General features: G+C 68.1%; 13 protein-coding genes and 2 tRNA genes. 11 read left to right on the top strand and 4 right to left on the bottom strand.

Features of this window, described 5'->3' with window-relative positions:
* The first annotated feature begins 33 nt into the window (after positions 1-33).
* Together CLV67_RS53475 and CLV67_RS21575 are read left to right on the top strand one after the other, a co-directional pair.
* The gene (locus CLV67_RS53475; protein WP_239166476.1) at positions 34-969 is read left to right on the top strand and encodes a C40 family peptidase; all 936 of its coding nucleotides are present in this window, start codon (positions 34-36) and stop codon (positions 967-969) included.
* A 316-nt stretch (positions 970-1,285) separates the two neighbouring features.
* Complete coding sequence (locus CLV67_RS21575; protein WP_106321117.1) at positions 1,286-1,816, top strand: YbhB/YbcL family Raf kinase inhibitor-like protein; 531 nt, start codon at positions 1,286-1,288, stop codon at positions 1,814-1,816.
* Positions 1,817-1,865: 49 nt separating this feature from the next.
* Here the strand turns inward: CLV67_RS21575 and CLV67_RS21570 are convergent, their stop codons facing one another.
* Positions 1,866-2,579, bottom strand: a complete 714-nt coding sequence (locus CLV67_RS21570; RefSeq protein ID WP_106321115.1) for a class I SAM-dependent methyltransferase — start codon at positions 2,577-2,579, stop codon at positions 1,866-1,868.
* A 277-nt stretch (positions 2,580-2,856) separates the two neighbouring features.
* Between CLV67_RS21570 and CLV67_RS21565 the strand changes: the two genes are divergently transcribed.
* Positions 2,857-4,833, top strand: a complete 1,977-nt coding sequence (locus CLV67_RS21565) for a DUF6311 domain-containing protein (RefSeq protein ID WP_106321113.1) — start codon at positions 2,857-2,859, stop codon at positions 4,831-4,833.
* Between the two features lie 295 nt (positions 4,834-5,128).
* Complete coding sequence (locus CLV67_RS21560; protein WP_170153951.1) at positions 5,129-5,593, top strand: DUF2690 domain-containing protein; 465 nt, start codon at positions 5,129-5,131, stop codon at positions 5,591-5,593.
* Between the two features lie 104 nt (positions 5,594-5,697).
* Here the strand turns inward: CLV67_RS21560 and CLV67_RS21555 are convergent, their stop codons facing one another.
* Positions 5,698-6,480, bottom strand: a complete 783-nt coding sequence (locus tag CLV67_RS21555; protein ID WP_106321109.1) for a hypothetical protein — start codon at positions 6,478-6,480, stop codon at positions 5,698-5,700.
* 322 nt (positions 6,481-6,802) lie between these two features.
* On the opposite strand from CLV67_RS21555, the gene CLV67_RS21545 reads away from it, so the two are divergent.
* The gene (locus tag CLV67_RS21545; protein WP_106321105.1) at positions 6,803-8,332 is read left to right on the top strand and encodes a peptide deformylase; all 1,530 of its coding nucleotides are present in this window, start codon (positions 6,803-6,805) and stop codon (positions 8,330-8,332) included.
* Between the two features lie 19 nt (positions 8,333-8,351).
* On the opposite strand, the gene CLV67_RS21540 is transcribed toward CLV67_RS21545, so the two are convergent.
* Positions 8,352-9,461, bottom strand: coding sequence for a globin domain-containing protein (locus CLV67_RS21540; protein ID WP_106321365.1), 1,110 nt, complete (start codon positions 9,459-9,461; stop codon positions 8,352-8,354).
* Between the two features lie 153 nt (positions 9,462-9,614).
* On the opposite strand from CLV67_RS21540, the gene CLV67_RS21535 reads away from it, so the two are divergent.
* The gene (locus tag CLV67_RS21535) at positions 9,615-10,388 is read left to right on the top strand and encodes a CPBP family intramembrane glutamic endopeptidase (protein WP_106321103.1); all 774 of its coding nucleotides are present in this window, start codon (positions 9,615-9,617) and stop codon (positions 10,386-10,388) included.
* On the opposite strand, the gene CLV67_RS21530 is transcribed toward CLV67_RS21535, so the two are convergent.
* Positions 10,346-10,903, bottom strand: a complete 558-nt coding sequence (locus CLV67_RS21530; RefSeq protein ID WP_146169254.1) for a hypothetical protein — start codon at positions 10,901-10,903, stop codon at positions 10,346-10,348. The two genes, CLV67_RS21535 and CLV67_RS21530, sit on opposite strands and share 43 nt — an antisense overlap.
* On the opposite strand from CLV67_RS21530, the gene CLV67_RS54275 reads away from it, so the two are divergent.
* From CLV67_RS54275 to CLV67_RS21505, 5 genes are all read left to right on the top strand, one after another.
* Positions 10,902-11,624, top strand: a complete 723-nt coding sequence (locus CLV67_RS54275; RefSeq protein WP_146169253.1) for a hypothetical protein — start codon at positions 10,902-10,904, stop codon at positions 11,622-11,624. The genes CLV67_RS21530 and CLV67_RS54275 overlap by 2 nt on opposite strands.
* 312 nt (positions 11,625-11,936) lie before the next feature.
* A tRNA-Ser gene (locus CLV67_RS21520) sits at positions 11,937-12,027 on the top strand.
* Between the two features lie 40 nt (positions 12,028-12,067).
* Positions 12,068-12,140: transfer RNA gene (locus tag CLV67_RS21515), tRNA-Arg, on the top strand.
* Positions 12,141-12,894: 754 nt separating this feature from the next.
* Positions 12,895-14,157: an amidohydrolase family protein gene (locus CLV67_RS21510; protein WP_106321097.1), complete on the top strand. Its 1,263-nt coding sequence runs from the start codon at positions 12,895-12,897 to the stop codon at positions 14,155-14,157.
* Between the two features lie 57 nt (positions 14,158-14,214).
* Complete coding sequence (locus tag CLV67_RS21505; protein ID WP_106321095.1) at positions 14,215-14,922, top strand: TetR/AcrR family transcriptional regulator; 708 nt, start codon at positions 14,215-14,217, stop codon at positions 14,920-14,922.
* The last annotated feature ends 538 nt before the right edge of the window (positions 14,923-15,460 follow it).

Here is a 15,460-nt window from a genome sequence, read left to right as displayed (position 1 = left end):
GAGGCAACACTGCACGGTACGTCCACCCGTCGGGTGCTGACCGCCGGCGCGCTCGCGCTGGCCGTCATCACGCCGACGCTAGACCAGGCCGAGCACGGTACGGACGCGGTCAGCACACCGCTCCAGACCCTGCCGGTCACGCCGGATCTCGCGGAGCACGCACTGGGCGCCGGGATCCAGACACGACAGCTCGACGAACAGGAGCCGCTTCGGAACCGGCTACGCGAGCTCCGATTCGACGCCGGGTTGGAACCGGCGCCGGTACGCGACGGGCTGGAGAACCGGGTGGCGAGCGCGCAGCGCGTCTCCCGTGCCATGCCGCGCCGGGCCGTGGCTACCCGCCCGGCCACCCGGGTACGCCCCATCGTTCCCGTCCTGCGTCGCCCCGCGGCCGGGTTCGCGCGGCAGGCGGCCCGCCCGCTCGAGCGGCCGGCGGTCCGCACGGTGGTTCGCACGGCGGAGCGGCCGGCGGTCCGCGAACCGCGTGCAGTGCGCGCCACCCGTACCCAGGCCGCCCGTCCTGCCCGTAAGCGGGTCGTCGTCCAGCGCAAACGTGTCTCGGTCTCGAACCGCGGCGTGGTGCGTTCGAGCACGCGCAGCACCTCGGTGCGGCGCCTGCGGGCGTCCGGCGGATCCGGGGACATGCGTGCGGTCATCGCGTACGCCAGATCGCAGCTCGGCAAGCGGTACGTGCCCGGCGGCGACGGGCCGGGTGGTTTCGACTGCTCGGGGTTCACGAAGCGGGCCTACGCCAAGGCGGGTCTGAGCCTGCCGCACTCGTCCGGAGCACAGGCGCGCCGGGCGAAGTCGGTCTCGCGTTCCAAGGCGCGTCCCGGTGACCTGGTGGTCGGCCGTGGCCATGTGGGCATCTACATGGGCGACGGGATGATGATCGACGCCGGGAACAGGCGTACCGGAGTGGTCTACCGCAAGCTGTACCGGGGATTGTCGGTGTCGCGCCTGAAGTGAGCCGATCCTTGAAACGGGCCCGAACAGCAGTCAGCACCCGCCGGTCCGACGGGTGCCGACTCGCTGATCGTCGTGGCTCTCGTACGACGACCGATCGCAACCAGGCGCGGGGATCTCTGCCGCACGCACCCGGTCGGATGTCTGACAGAAGCATCACCGATGAGGACCGGAGGTATGCGCACCACCTGTGCGTTTACCCGTTCGTGTGACGGGGCCCGGCAATGGGGACGAAAGGCGCCGGACACGTCGAACGGTTAGTCTCTGCCCATCGTGGGAAAACCTGATCAGTTACTCACCACGCCGCCGGAGGCCCACCATGAGTCTTGACCGCGCCTTGGCGCCCGACCCGTACGACGTTCTGCCACCGGTGCCGGAGTTCACGGTGACCAGCACGGACGTGACGGACGGGCAGCCGCTCGACGAGATGTTCGTGCACACCAGCGTCGGTGGGAAGAACCTCTCGCCGCAGCTCTCCTGGTCCGGGTTCCCTGCCGAGACGCGCGGCTTCGTGGTCACCTGCTTCGACCCGGACGCGCCCACGGGCAGTGGCTTCTGGCACTGGGTGCTGGTGAACCTGCCGGTCTCGGTCACGTCGCTGGAACGCGGTGTGGACCCGCTGCCGGACGGCGCGTTCTGCGTGCGCAACGACTACGGCGAGCGCAACTACGGCGGTTCGGCGCCGCCGCCGGGCGACCGCGTGCACCGGTACGTGTTCGCCGTACACGCGATCGATGTGGACCGCCTCGAGGTGACCCCGGACGCCTCGCCGGCGTACGTCGGTTTCAACCTGGCCTTCCACACCCTGGCCCGGGCCACGATCCGCCCGACCTTCCAGGTGCGCGGCTGACATGAGTAAAGGCCGCCGGCGCGACGCCGGCGGCCTTTGAACGCGTGGATCAGCGCGGAGAGCGGGCCACGCAGAAGACCGACTGGCCGAACGGCGGCCGGACGACGCGCTCGGCGGCCTTGGTCACAGGCAGCACCAGCGAGTCGTAGATCTTCACCATCGGCCCCTCTTTCGGGGCGAGCTTGAAGATGCTGGTGGCGGTGTAGTAACCGAGCAGACCCAGCGCATTCGCGTAGTGGATCTTCTCGATCTCCAGGCCGGCCTCGGTGAACGCGGCGCCCAGCGTCTTCTTGGTGTACCGGCGGATGTGCCCGGTGGCGACGTCCACCTGGCTCATCGCGAACATGAACGCGGGCACGATGATGATCACCTTGCCGCCCGGCCGGACCAGTTCCTTCATGCTGCGCAGCGCGCCGACGTGGTCCTCGATGTGCTCGAGAACGTTGTAGGAGACGGCGGCGCTGTACTCACCCGCGGGGTTCTCGACGGGGAGCAGCATCTGCTTCACGTCGATGTTCGGGAACTCCGCCATCCGCTCCTTGAGCAGGACGAGGCGATCGGGGTCGGCCTCGGTGGCGGTGAACTTCGGCAGGTGCTCGGCCCACTCGATGGCGTAGTCACCGAGGCCGCTGCCGATCTCGATGGGGTTGTCCCCGAGGTGCGGGAGAGCGAGCTCGACGAACCAGCGTCGGTGGTTCACAGCCGTGGCGAGGCCTTCGAGCACTTCGGACTGGATCCGCTGGTCTCCGGTGATGTCTGCCATAGGTGAGGTTCCCTCATCTTGCCGATCTGAGTGACAGCGGGACCGCTGAAGTTAACCATCTGACGCGCCTATCCGAAAGTTGAGCGCTGGTCACCCCCGATTTTTTGGCCTGATTGAGACATAGGCGGGTGGAGTACTCGGATGGGTTACCTCGCAGGAAGTCCACAGGTTGGGTGACCGCTTGGACACGCGGAAAACACGCGTACATATCGGCTCTATCACGCCTGGGGCGCACACCGCTGGCTTCTCGGAAACCTCGGTTAGGCTCGCCGATGCTATGACGATTACGGGTTTTGACTCGACAGGCCAGTCGACCGGCGAGAACCTTCTGCCGCCGCGCCAAGTGACCGCCGACGACGACCTGGACGCCGAGCTGATAGCCCTCGGGTCAAGTGTCGCGGTGGCCGCGCCGGCCGTTGTGGCGCCCATCATCGAAACCGTCGAAGAGCAGGTCGGACGCCCCTTCTGGCGCCGCTGGCTCACCTGGCGGGATGTCGCCGCGCTCGTCAGCATGCTGGCCGTCGCGCTCTACCTGACCGCACCGTTGTGGCTCAATCTTGATCATGAACTGCGCGATGATCCGCAGGATCAAGCTTTCTTCGAGTGGATGCTGGCGCACGGTGCACGCGTGCTCACCGATGGCGTCTATCCGTTCTTCTCGGACCGCATGAATTACCCCGACGGGGTGAACATGATGGCCAACACCTCAGTGTTGGCCGTTTCCTTGCCACTGACGCCCATCACTCTTCTGTTCGGTCCTCATGTGGCGTTCAACGTATTTCTCACCGGCGCATTGGCATTTACCGGCGCGTCGTGGTATCTGGTGCTCTCGCGTCGGTTCGTCACATCTCGCGCGGCCGCCTGGGTGGGTGCGCTCTTCTGCACCTTCGCGCCGAGCATGGTCTCGCACGCCGGCGGGCACCCCAACATCGTCTCGCAGTTCCTCGTCCCGCTGATCATCTGGCGCACGCTCGAACTGCGCGTTCCGGGCAAGGCGGTCCGCAACGGGCTGATCCTGGCCGTCCTGCTCGTCTGGCAGGCGTTCATCAACCTCGAGATCCTGTTCATGACCGCGGTCGGCCTCGGCTTCTTCTGCGCCGTCATGGCGGTGGTCCGGCGCAAGAGCCACCCGGGTGACGTCCTGCCGTTCCTGCGAGCGCTCGGCATCACCGCGCTCGCCACTCTGGCGGCCCTGGCCTACCCGCTCAGCGTTCAGTTCATCGGCCCGCAGAGCTATCAGGGTCTTCATGAATCGGTACGGGCTTTCGGCGCCGACCTCGGTTCGTACGCCGCCTACTCCCGGCATTCGGTCGCCGGTGACGCGGCCGTCGCCGCTCGCCTCGCGCAGAACCCGGCGGAAGAGAACGCGTTCTTCGGCTGGGGTCTGCTCGTGCTCTTCGCCGGCCTGCTCCTCTGGCTGCGCCGCTCTGCGGCGGTGCTCACCATCGGCGGCATCGCGGTCCTCTTCGCTGCCATGTCGCTCGGCCCCAGCGTCGTGCTCAACGGGGAGGACACCGGTGTCCCCGGCATCTGGGCGGTGCTGCACAGCATCCCGGTGCTGGACTCGGCGGTGCCCACCCGCTGGGCCATGGCGATCGCCCCGATCATCGGCATCGTGCTCGCGCTCGGCTGTCAGCGCGCGGCCGACATGATCCGTACCCAGCCGGCCTCCCGCGGCCCGGTCCGGGTCGCGATGATCACCGCGGTGGCGATGGCGCTGGTGCCGCTCATCCCCAAGCCGCTGGCCACGGTTCCGATGGACCCGGTGCCGGCGTTCGTGAGTTCGGGCACGTGGAAGACCTACGTCGACGACCGGCACACCATGGTCACCCTGCCGCTGCCGGACGGCGCCTACCCCGACCCGCTGCGCTGGACCGCGGAGACCGGTCACGAGCTGCGCCTCGCCGGTGCGTACGCGCTGTTGCCCGCCCAGAACCCGCAGGACCCGAACGACCGGACCGCGGCGTTCGCGCCGCCGTGGCGTCCGACCAGCGGCCTGATGGCGTCGATCAAGCAGGGCAACCCGATCCCGGAGATCACCGACACTCGCCGTGAGATGACCCTCGCCGACCTCCGCTTCTGGAAAGCGGGCGTGGTGGTGCTGACCCCGCAGACCCGGGACATCGAGATGCTCCGCACGATGTCCGACCTGCTGGGCTTCCGCCCGAGCTGGGTCGGCGGCGCCTGGGTCTGGGACGTCCGTCACCTGGTCGACGACCAGGACGCCGTCCTGACCGGTGGCGAACCTTACTGACGGTCGAAACCGCACGGCGGTTCTGCCGGTCGTGACCGGACCGCCGTGCGGCCGCTCGGGCTCCGCGAGTCTTCCGCGTCGCCGAAGCGCTCCGTGAGGACATCACTCCGCGACACCGCTGATGATGATCTATGTCACGCCGCGTTCATATTTGCCGACCTTGGCGCCGGCCGTAATGTCACAGCCGCGAAAACGAGCCGATCGGTCCTGTGCGGCATGAAGGACCACGGGCTCGAACAGTCCTCTCGTGTCCACATAGGACCGTCTGCTGCCCATGTTGAAAGGACTGCCTCCCATGAAGACGATTCCACGGCGCCGCCGATCGTTCTCCCTCTTCGCGTTCCTGTCCGTGCTGCTCACCGCCGCCACCCTGCTGGTCGGATCGCCCGCCAACGCCGCCTGCGGCTCGGCATGCAACAACAAGGACCCGCAGGTGTACCCGTCCTCGAAGCCGTGTGGCGGCGACGCCATCACCGCGAAGACGTTCACCAGCATGGGCCGCACCCTGCAGCTGCGGTACAGCCCGTCGTGCCGCACCGTCTGGGCGCGCATCTACGGCGGCCAGTCGCAGGACAAGGTCATCCTGGAACGCTGGGAGGGTCAGGGCACCATCTACACCCCGGTCCTGATGTGGGAGTACTTCGGCAGTCGTGAGTGGTCGCTGATGTACAACGACGCCGGTACGCAGATCCGCGCGTGTCTGCAGCTGGAGTGGGCCACCACGCCGGGCAGCCGCCTCGGGTGCACCGGTCACTACTGAGGTTCACCGAACGAGCCCCGCACCGTCGTGAGACCTGTGCGGGGCTCGTTCGCCGTGGGGCCGACGTGTGACCGGAGTGTCACGGCACCGCGCCGTACGTACAGCTAAGAGGTTTTGATGCAGCACCCCGGGCAGACCTTGGGCCGCGGCAGGGTGAAGGCCAGGCAGCAGGTCTTGCGGCGGATGTCGAGCTTTCCCTGCTCGGTGGGGTGCAGTTCGATCAGGTCGCGCACGCCGAGGGCGCCGAGCAGCCGGTCGATGGTCTCGGCGGACGAGCCGGGGACCGCGTCGGCGGAACGCAGGACGCCGTAGGCGACGCCGGACGCGAGCGAGCCGAGCAGGGTGCGTTTGCCCAGGCGGACGCGGCCGTGGATGGCGTCGAGCAGCGGGTCGAGGTGCTGGTCGAGGATGCTGCGGCGGAACTCCGCGAGCAGTGCCTCCTCGTCCGGCACGACCTTGACCTGCGGCAGACGCGAGAGGGCGAGCGGGTCGTGGGGCAGGACCGCGACCGGGACGTCCGGCCGCATGCCGAGCGTGATCAGCGCCCGCGGATCGTCGAAGTGCATCAGCGTGTCGGTGGAGGTGATCAGCGGTACGCGTCGCGCCGACGCCCAGCCGAGCACGGCGGGCAGGGCGAGCCAGTACGTGTACGCCTTCCAGGCGAGCGCGGCGGCCGCGTGCGGCTGAGCGTTCCAGCGATGACGGGCCGCGTCGAGGAGGGTGTCCAGGTGCACGTCGGCCAGACGGGCCGTCGGCGTCCAGCCGGCCAGGTCGCGGACCACCAGGTCGGGGGCCAGCCCGGGAACCTCGGTGCTGGTGCCGAACATGGCACGCAGGCTCGCGGTGACCGGCGCCAGCGGCCGGGGGCGGATCTGCGTCAGCTCCATGGTGGGGCTGGTCACGGGCGTCCGCCTGCCCGCGGCACTCGTCGCTGAGTCACCGCATGTCTCCTTGCGGATGATCTTGCCAAGTCTTGAGGAGCCGAGCCTGCTCTTGTGGAGCGGCGACACTACGGTACCCGGTTAAGGGTAGCCTAACCACACCGGTCTAAGCGGATCTTTCGGGCGAATGCCCAAGGTGATGATTACTTTACGTAGCGTCGCGGCGCTGTCGGATTCGTCAAGGTATTTGTCGGCAAAACGCTAGTAGCTCCTTACGGACACGTACCCCGGCGACACTGAACATGCCGTCGCGAAGGGGACATCCGTGATGACCACCTCGCCCATTGAGAGGGCCGCAGATCAGTTCGTCACGGCGCTCGCGCAATGGCGGGTCGAGCGCGGGATGACGAAGAAGCAGCTCGCCGCGCGCATGGGCTTCGATCCCTCCTACGTCAGCCACGTCGAGGGACGGCGGCACAAACCGACCGAGGACTTCGCCCGCCGGGCCGAAGCGGTCCTCGGTGCGGGCGGGGCGATCTGGCAGAAATTCCAGGAGTACGACGAACTCCGGCACACCCGCAACAACGGACCGCACCGTGACCCTCCGGTGCCGGTCCAGTGGCTGCCGCCCGGCACCGGCCTGATCGTCGAGCGTGAGGTCGCCGAGCTCGCCTACACCGACGGCGCCTACCGCTGCACCGTCCAGCGATGGCTGTACAACGCCGGTGTGGAACCGGTCACCCGCTACCTCGCCAAGATCTCCGTGGACCGTTACCCGCACGACCCGGCCGGCTCCAACCGGCACCACCGGGAGAACCCTCTCAGCTTCGACGAGATGGACGTGCGGGCTTTCGCCGGCGAGGGTGTCGCGGCCGAGCCCATGCAGTGGCGGGTCAAGCTCGACCGGGACGCGTCCAAAGAGGTCTGGCTCATGTTCGCCAACGACCGCGGCCAGTTCCCGCTCTATCCCGGCGAACGGACCACCATCGTGTACGCCTACTCGGTCGGCGAAGAGAAGTGGGGCCAGTGGTTCCAGCGCGCCGTCCGTCTGCCGACCCGGTCGCTGACCGTGCGGCTGAAACTCCCGGAGAGCTTCGAACCCCAGGTCTGGGGTGTGGAGGCGTCCCTCGCCGCCGAGGTGCCCGTCCGTACCCCGTTGGAACGCCGCACCGAGGGAGGTCGTGCCATTTTCGAGTGGTCTACAGACGCGCCCCTGCTCAACGCGCGGTATCGCCTGGAGTGGCGGTATCGCGGCGCCGACGCGCCGGTCTACGAGGAGACCGGACCGCCGGAGCCGGCCCTGCCCCGGGCCTCGCACCGGATGCGCGGTATCGGCATCATCCAGCGCGGATCCGACCTGCTCCGGCAGCGGGCCCGTCACTTCCAGCTCCCCCGTGAGGGAGACGCGGCCCGCAATGCGGTCACCCGGCTGCTCACCTCCCTCGGCCGCTTGGAGGACCTGCACGAGTTCAGCAAGGGGGTGGGTCTCGCCGCACCACAGATCGGGGTGCCGGTCGCGGCCGCCGTCGTCCGCCCGCCGGAACGTGACACCGAACCGGTCGTCCTGCTCAACCCGAGGGTGGTCGGTGAATCCCCGGATTACGACGAGCAGTATGAGGGCTGTCTGTCGTTCTTCGACTACCGCGGACTAGTGCCGCGGCCGCTGCGGATCGACGTGGAGCACGCCCGGTTCGACGGGACCCGGGTGGTCACCACGTTCGAGCGGGCGCTGGCCCGGCTGATCAGCCACGAGATCGACCACCTGGAAGGGCGGCTCTACGTGGACCGGATGGCTGTCGACGCCAAGCTGGTGCCGGTAGCCCAGTACCAGCAGACCGGACGGCCCTGGGACTACTGACCGGCTCAATCGGTTCGCCTTATTCGGAGAAGCTGTCGTACTTTATCCGGACACTCGGCACCTGTAGCTCGGCGAGGCGCTTCAGGGTGGCCTTCACCATCCGGCCCGATCCGGATACGAAGAAGTCGTGCTCCTTCCACGGGCCGTACTTCGCCACCACGTCCGAGATGTCACCCTGCTCGCCCGGGAAGGTGGGGTCCTCACTGCAAGCGGTCACCACCGACAGCCACGGGTAGCGGGCCGCCAGCCGGTTCAGGTCGGCCAGGTCGTACAGGTCCTCACGGTTGCGCGCGCCGAAGAAGACATGCACCCAGCGGGTCCGGTTGTACCGGGTCAGCTCCTCGAGCAAGGATTTGATCGGGGCCAGCCCGGTACCACCGGCCACGAAGACGGCGTCCCGGGTCGATCTTCGATCAAGCGTCATCGAGCCCATCGGCGCGGCCAGCTTGATCATGTCGCCCACCTGCAGGCGCCGGACCAGGGCGCTCGACACCCAGCCGGCGCCGACAGCACGTACATGGAACTCCAGGGTGTTGTCCCGCCGGGGTGCGTTCGCCGGCGAGTAGGTGCGCCACAGCCGCGGCTGGTAGCGCGGGGCCTCTATGCTCAGGTACTGCCCGGCCCGGTAGTCGAGCGGCTGCAAGGGCAGGACCGTGAACACCGCGATGTCCCGGGAACGGCGCTCGTGCGCGACCACCTCGCCGTACCAGTACGGCGGGTTCGGGTCCGCCTCCGCACCGGCGAGCATCTTCGAGGCGATCACGGCGTACGCGTCGGCCCACGCCTGGTCGTACTCGACGCCCCACTCCTCGCCGGCGAACGCCCGCATCGACTCGATCAGGGCACCGCCGACCACCTCGTAGTGCTCCGGTTCCACGTGGAACTTGCGGTGGTCGCGGCCGAGCGCCCGCAGGTACTCGTCGAACCGCTCCGGGTCCTCCAGCGTCTGTACGGCCTGCACGATCGCACCCAGCAGACGGGCTCGCTGCACATCCATCTGCACCGGGAACAGGTCGCGCAGATCCGGGTACGACAGGAAGATGCGCGCGTAGAAATACCCTGCAACCTTGTCCTGATGCTCCTCGACGAGACTCCAGCTCTCCTTGAGCAAGCGTGCGAGGTCTCCCATGCCATTCAGGGTGGTCAGCACAGTCAGGAACACGACGCACCGGGCGTGCGACTCACCACGTTGCGCGGCGCGTCGTACGGCGATATGGCCGTTTTTGTGTATTCCCCGAACCGGTTCTGAAAAGGGTCTCGGAACACGACCTAAAGTGGGCGCGTGACTCTCGACGAGCAGCAGCAGACCAGCCGCCGTTCCTACGGCCCCGAGATCGCCATCGTGCTGCTGCTGTCGCTCGGCCAGTCAGCCGTCTACTCCGTCGTGTCGATCACCGCGAAACTCACCGCGGACAAGCCACTCGCGCAGCAGACCACCACCCTGAACCCGACCATCTCGCCGCGCCCCTACCTCGACCTCACCTACCAGGTGCTCGGCATCTTCTTCGCGCTGATCCCGGTCGTCCTCGCGCTGTACCTGCTGGCCCGCGACCGCATCCGGCCACGCGACCTCGGCATCGACTATCGGCGGCCCGCCTACGACCTGGGCTGGGGCGCCGGACTCGCGGCCGGCATCGGACTCCCCGGCCTGCTCCTCGTCTGGGCGGCCCTGCAACTCGGCATCAACGCGCAGATCGCTCCTTCCGGCCTCAACCCGTACTGGTGGACCGTGCCGGTGCTGATCATCTCGGCCGTGCAGAACTCGGTGCTCGAAGAGGTGATCGTCGTCGGGTATCTCGTCACCCGGCTGCGCACCATGGAGATCTCGCCGGTCTGGATCATCGCGGCGTCCGCCGTCCTGCGCGGCTCATACCACCTATACCAGGGCTTCGGCGGCTTCATCGGCAACGCGATCATGGGCGTGGTCTTCGCCCTGTTCTACCTGAGGACCAAGCGGGTGATGCCGCTGATCGTCGCGCACAGCCTGCTCGACATCGTCGCCTTCGTCGGCTATCAGCTGCTGCCCGACGAGTGGCTGTCCTGGCTCTCCCTGTAAAACCTGCTTGCCCGTACCGCCACCGCCTCCGCCGTCGCCCGCGCCCCCAGCACCGCGGCAATCAGGCCCACACCCGGCAGGCTCCGGCTGATCAGGCTCAGCGCGGCCCACACCACGATCGGGCCCGCACCCGGACTCGCCAGCTTCAACAGGTCGTCGGCCCGCTGCGGGTCGGTGGGATCCAGGCCGTAGACGGCGGCCAGGTGCAACACCAGCTCGGCGTGCGTGATCACGGTGGCGGTCGCAAGAGCTATCGGGGTGTACGGGCCCGCGAGCGCCCCGAACCCACCACGGACTCCCGCCGAGCGGACGAAGTGCTGCACGGCCAGCCTACCTAGCGCCTCCGTCGAGGCGGTGGGGTAGGTGGCTCTCGCGCCTTTCGCCCAGTCGCGGGCCTTGGGGCCCAGGGTGCGGACTGCGGTTCCGGCGAGGATCTCCGGGCTGCGGGTGGGGTCCGCGAGCAGCTGCTCGATGAGCGAGCCGGGGTGCCCGGGTGCGGGTTCCTCAGGCACCATGCGCAGCCGCACCACCGGCTCGCCGGCCGTCGTCGCGGTCTCAACCGCCGCTGTCTCAACCGCCGCTGTCTCAACCATCGCGGTCTCAACCGTCGTCGCCGGTTCAGCCGTCTCTGCGGTTCCGGCGGTTGTGCCCGGCTCCACTGACTCCGCTGATCCGGATGGGATCGCCGGGTCGGCCGCCTTCACCGGTGCCGCCGGGCCGGCCGTTTCGGTGAGGGCGGCAGGCTCCGGCTGGCTACCGGACGATGCTGCGGCGGCGGACATCTTTGCCGGGGCGCGTTTGGCGGAGGCCTTCTTCACCGGTGCGGCCGCGATTTCCGGCGTCGCCTTCCTCGCCGAAGCCGCCTTCTTGACCGGCGTGGCTTTCTTCACCGGGGTGGTCTTCTTGGCGGGGGTTGCCTTCCTGGCCGGTTTGGGCGAGGCGGCGGGCGTCACGGCCGCGGCTTGGTCGCCGCCCGGATGTCCGGCGTTGCCGCCGCTGCCGCTGTCACTCTTGTCCCCGGCGTTGCCGCTGCCGCTGTCGCTCTTGTCCCCGGCGCTGTCGCCGGCGACTTTGTTCTTGGCGGCGGACGGCCGGTGGTCCGTGCTTCGTTTCGGCTGGGACGGCACAGTGGCGGCGGGCGAAGCGTCGGCAGGTTCGGACGGGCGCGCGACAGGCCTGCGCTGGGTTCGGCGCGGGGCCGGCTCACCCGTACCGGAAGAGGGGGTTGATGTGTGACCTTCGGCACCGGAAGCCGGAGCCGGCGGCTGGAACGTGACCGCCGGAGGAGAACTGCGGCGAGCCGGCTTGGCCGCGGGCTCCTCGGCGGGAGGCGTCTGCTCGGGCGTGCTGAACGGGCTTCGCGGATCCCGAGCCCGCGGAGCTTCCCGGCGCGTGTTGTCCTCCATCGCTGGCAGCCTAGCCGCTGCCGCGACGTTTCGCCTGTTCGCGCCCTCTCGGGAAGATCTTCGGTGTGCCGGATGGCGACCCCTTTGTGTGGGCGTCAGGAGGTCCGGTATTGTCAGGTCTCGGTAGTCCTCGGGCTGCCAGGGAGACTTCGCCTAGTCCGGTCTATGGCGCCGCACTGCTAATGCGGTTGGGGTTTTACCGCCCCTCCCGGGTTCGAATCCCGGAGTCTCCGCGCGAAAGTCGGTGTTGTAGGCTGGCTCAGCACCAAGCAAGCGCCCGTAGCTCAATGGATAGAGCATCTGACTACGGATCAGAAGGTTAGGGGTTCGAGTCCCTTCGGGCGCACAAATAATCAAGGCCGTGACCAGCAAAAACAGGGGTCACGGTCTTTTTGTTTCCTATTTTCGGCCGCGGGAATCCCACTTTGTGGGACCGTGGTGATCCGATGGTGATCGTGTGTCCGTCAGCCGTGCTGTCCAATATGGATCTAGCTACTGAGCTGGGCTTTTCTAGTCGCGAGCGGTGCCACCGACGTCGTCGCTTTCAACTACGGTGAGTTACCAATGTGCTGGCCAATGTTGCCATCCACTGGCAGTCCACGGATGTCCGCCGCCCCCCGATTCACGGCGACGCTCACGATGGAACGGCACTCGGCAGGCTACGAACCACGGAGTCACCGGTCGAGAGGCTATTGAGCGCGGCCGCGGTGCACGGCCGATGACGCGCGGGCTCATGCCGTAGGCGGTGCGGAACCCTTTGCTGAAGTGTGCGGCGTCGGTGAAGCCCCAGCGGGTGTGAAGCGCGGCGCTTGGGATCGTTCGGTGGCTCTCGTGCCACGCCTAACGAACGTGTTCGTTGCGAACGCGTTCATCATGCTGTACGTTTCCAACGAACGCGTTCGTTGTTTTGCAGGCGTGGGGCAAGGCCCACGGCCTGATGCCGCGGCGGCGCCCGGGCAGGGCCGGGAACGGCAGAGCGGCCGTTACGTCCGGTTGACCTTGCGGAAGCGCTAGGCCACGCGAACCAACCCCACCAGCATTCGAGTCCACCGGCCATCGGCGACCAGCGCCATTCCGCGCATGACGAAAGGTGCAGCACCATGACAACCGCCATCATCAACGCACGAATCTTTGACGGGTCCGCTGTTCTCGATGCAACGACCGTGCTGCTGGACGGCGACCTGATCACTGCGGTGGGCAGTGAGCCGCCTGTGGGCGCGGTGATCGTCGACGCGAAGGGCGCGACACTGCTGCCCGGCCTGATCGATGCGCACGTGCACACCAACCCGGCGAACCTGGCGCTGGCACTTCGGTTCGGAGTGACGACCGAGCTGGAGATGCAGGGCACCAACACCCGGCACAACCGGGCGCACCTCAGTAAGAACGACACGGTCGCCGACGTGCGCTCGTCCGGGTTCGGGATCACCCCGCCCGGCGGGCATCCCAGCGAGCTGTTCCCCAAGGACTTCCGCCCCGGCCCGCCTCCCGGCGCGACCCCGCCGCCGGGAGCACGCCCGGCCGGCCGGCCGCCGGTGATGCCGTTCTCCACCACCCCGGAACAGGCGGTGGCGTTCATCCCGCAGCTGGTCGAGACCGGGTCGGACTACATCAAGTTCATGGTTGACGACGGCAGCGTCGAGGGCCATCCCGGACTGCCCATGCTGGACCAGGCGACCCTTGACGCGGGCGTCGCGGAGGCCAGGCGGCACGGCATGCTCACAGTTGCGCACGCGCTGACCATCGACGCCACCCGGATGGCGATCGAGGCCGGAATCGGGGGGTTGGCGCACCTGTTCATGGACCGGCCGCACACCGACGAGATCATCGCCCTGGTCGCCGGTTCCGGCGCGTTCGTCGTGCCGTGCGTGGTCCTCAACGCCTCGATGATCGGTATCACCGGCGGCGAGCTCGCCGCCGACCCCCGGGTGGCATCCCGGCTGCCCGACGACTGGATGACGACCCTGCGTTCCAGCTTCGGCCACTACCCGCAGGGCAACCTCGCCGACGTGCTCGCCTCCGTGAAGGCCCTGCACGATGCCGGAGTCGACATCCTGGTCGGCACCGACGCGTCGGTAGCCCTGCCCTTCCTCGGCGGTCTGGCCCACGGCGCCAGCGTCCACCACGAACTGCAATACCTCGTGCGGGCCGGGCTCACCCCCGTCGAGGCTTTGCGCGCGGCCACCAGCACCCCGGCACGCCGGTTCGGCCTCGACGACCGCGGCCGCGTCGCCCCCGGCCTGCGCGCAGACCTGCTGCTCGTCGACGGCGACCCGACCATCACCATCAGCGACACACTTAACACCCGCGCCATCTGGCGCCGCGGCACCCGCGTCGTCCTTGACGGCGTCACCAGCCGGCGCTGATTCGGCGCAGAGCGGGCGACAAGTTTGACGCACGAACGTGTTCGCTACGATCGCGTTATGAGTCCCCGTCGAATCCCCGTCAGCCGACGTGACCGGCCGGCCAAGCCGCCGCTGAGCCGAGCGGGCGCCGTCAGTGTGGCATTGCGCATCATGAAGGAGGAGGGCTTGGAGCGGGTGACGATGCGGCGGCTGGCCGCCGAACTCGACACTGGCCCGGCCTCCCTCTACGTCTACGTGCAGAACATGGCCGAGTTGCACGGCGCGATCCTCGACGAACTGCTCGCCGGCCTCACTCTGCCCCATCCGGGTCGGACAGGCGAGCGTTGGCGCGAGGAACTGATCGAGTTGCTCACCGGCTATACGGAGCTGCTGATCGGCCAGCCCAGCCTGGCACGATCGATCCTGGCGCTGCGCCCGTCGGGCTCGCATTACGTGCGTCTGGTCGACACCCTGCTCGGGTTGCTGTACGTCGGCGGAGTGCCGGTGGCTCAGGCGGCGTGGGGTGTCGACCTGCTGCTGCAGCACGGCACCGCCACCGCCGCGGAGCAGGGCGTGCGCAGCGAGGCGAAGGGGGCACAGGCGGAGCAGGACGTATTCGTCGAGGCGTTGAACGACGCCGCCGACGGCGACTGCCCAAATATCGCCCGGGCCCGGCACGAGTTGTTCTCCGGCACCGGAGGGCAGCGCCTGTCCTGGATGTTCGAGGCGATGATCGCCGGCATTTCCGCCGTCGCGGTGCCCGGGCTGGAGCCGTCAGCGGACTGATGGCTAACCGACCTTGCCGCTTGCGGCGGGAGGAGGAACCACGACCACCAAGGTCGCAACGCATCGTTTTCGCCGTTCCAGTCCGGGCTGAATCTTCCGCAGTCGGTACGTCAAGGATTGACGGTCCCTGGTTCGGTACTGCTCCATATGTGATCGTTCGACGTCCGTGGCCAGAGGCTGGCCTTCGCCGCAACGGAAGTCGAATGGAGAAACTCATGCGACGTCGGACCCCAGGGTGCTGCGACCGCACGGGTGAGGGGAAGCCCGGCCCGGCAGCCGACGTGAGATCTCGGACGCGGCGAGGGATCCGGATTCTTGCTGGTGACCATATTTCTGAGCGCGGTGTTCGGTGCGGTGGTGGCCGTGTTGGCCGGCACGGTCGTGGTCATCATCCGCAGGCCCGCAGCGTGCAACGCATCGTTCCCGTCGCGATGCAACCGCCGCCACGGGCAGAGGGCCTGATCGGCGCGCGTTGGCTGGGCCGCCGCTGACCATGACGGTTCTCGGGGATTCCTTCGCCGCCGGCTACGGGGCCGGC

It is taken from the genome of Actinoplanes italicus, assembly GCF_003001815.1.
Classification (GTDB): Bacteria; Actinomycetota; Actinomycetes; order Mycobacteriales; family Micromonosporaceae; genus Actinoplanes; species Actinoplanes italicus.
Note: the sequence above shows the minus strand (reverse complement) of the source record. Positions and strands in the feature narration are given on the sequence as shown.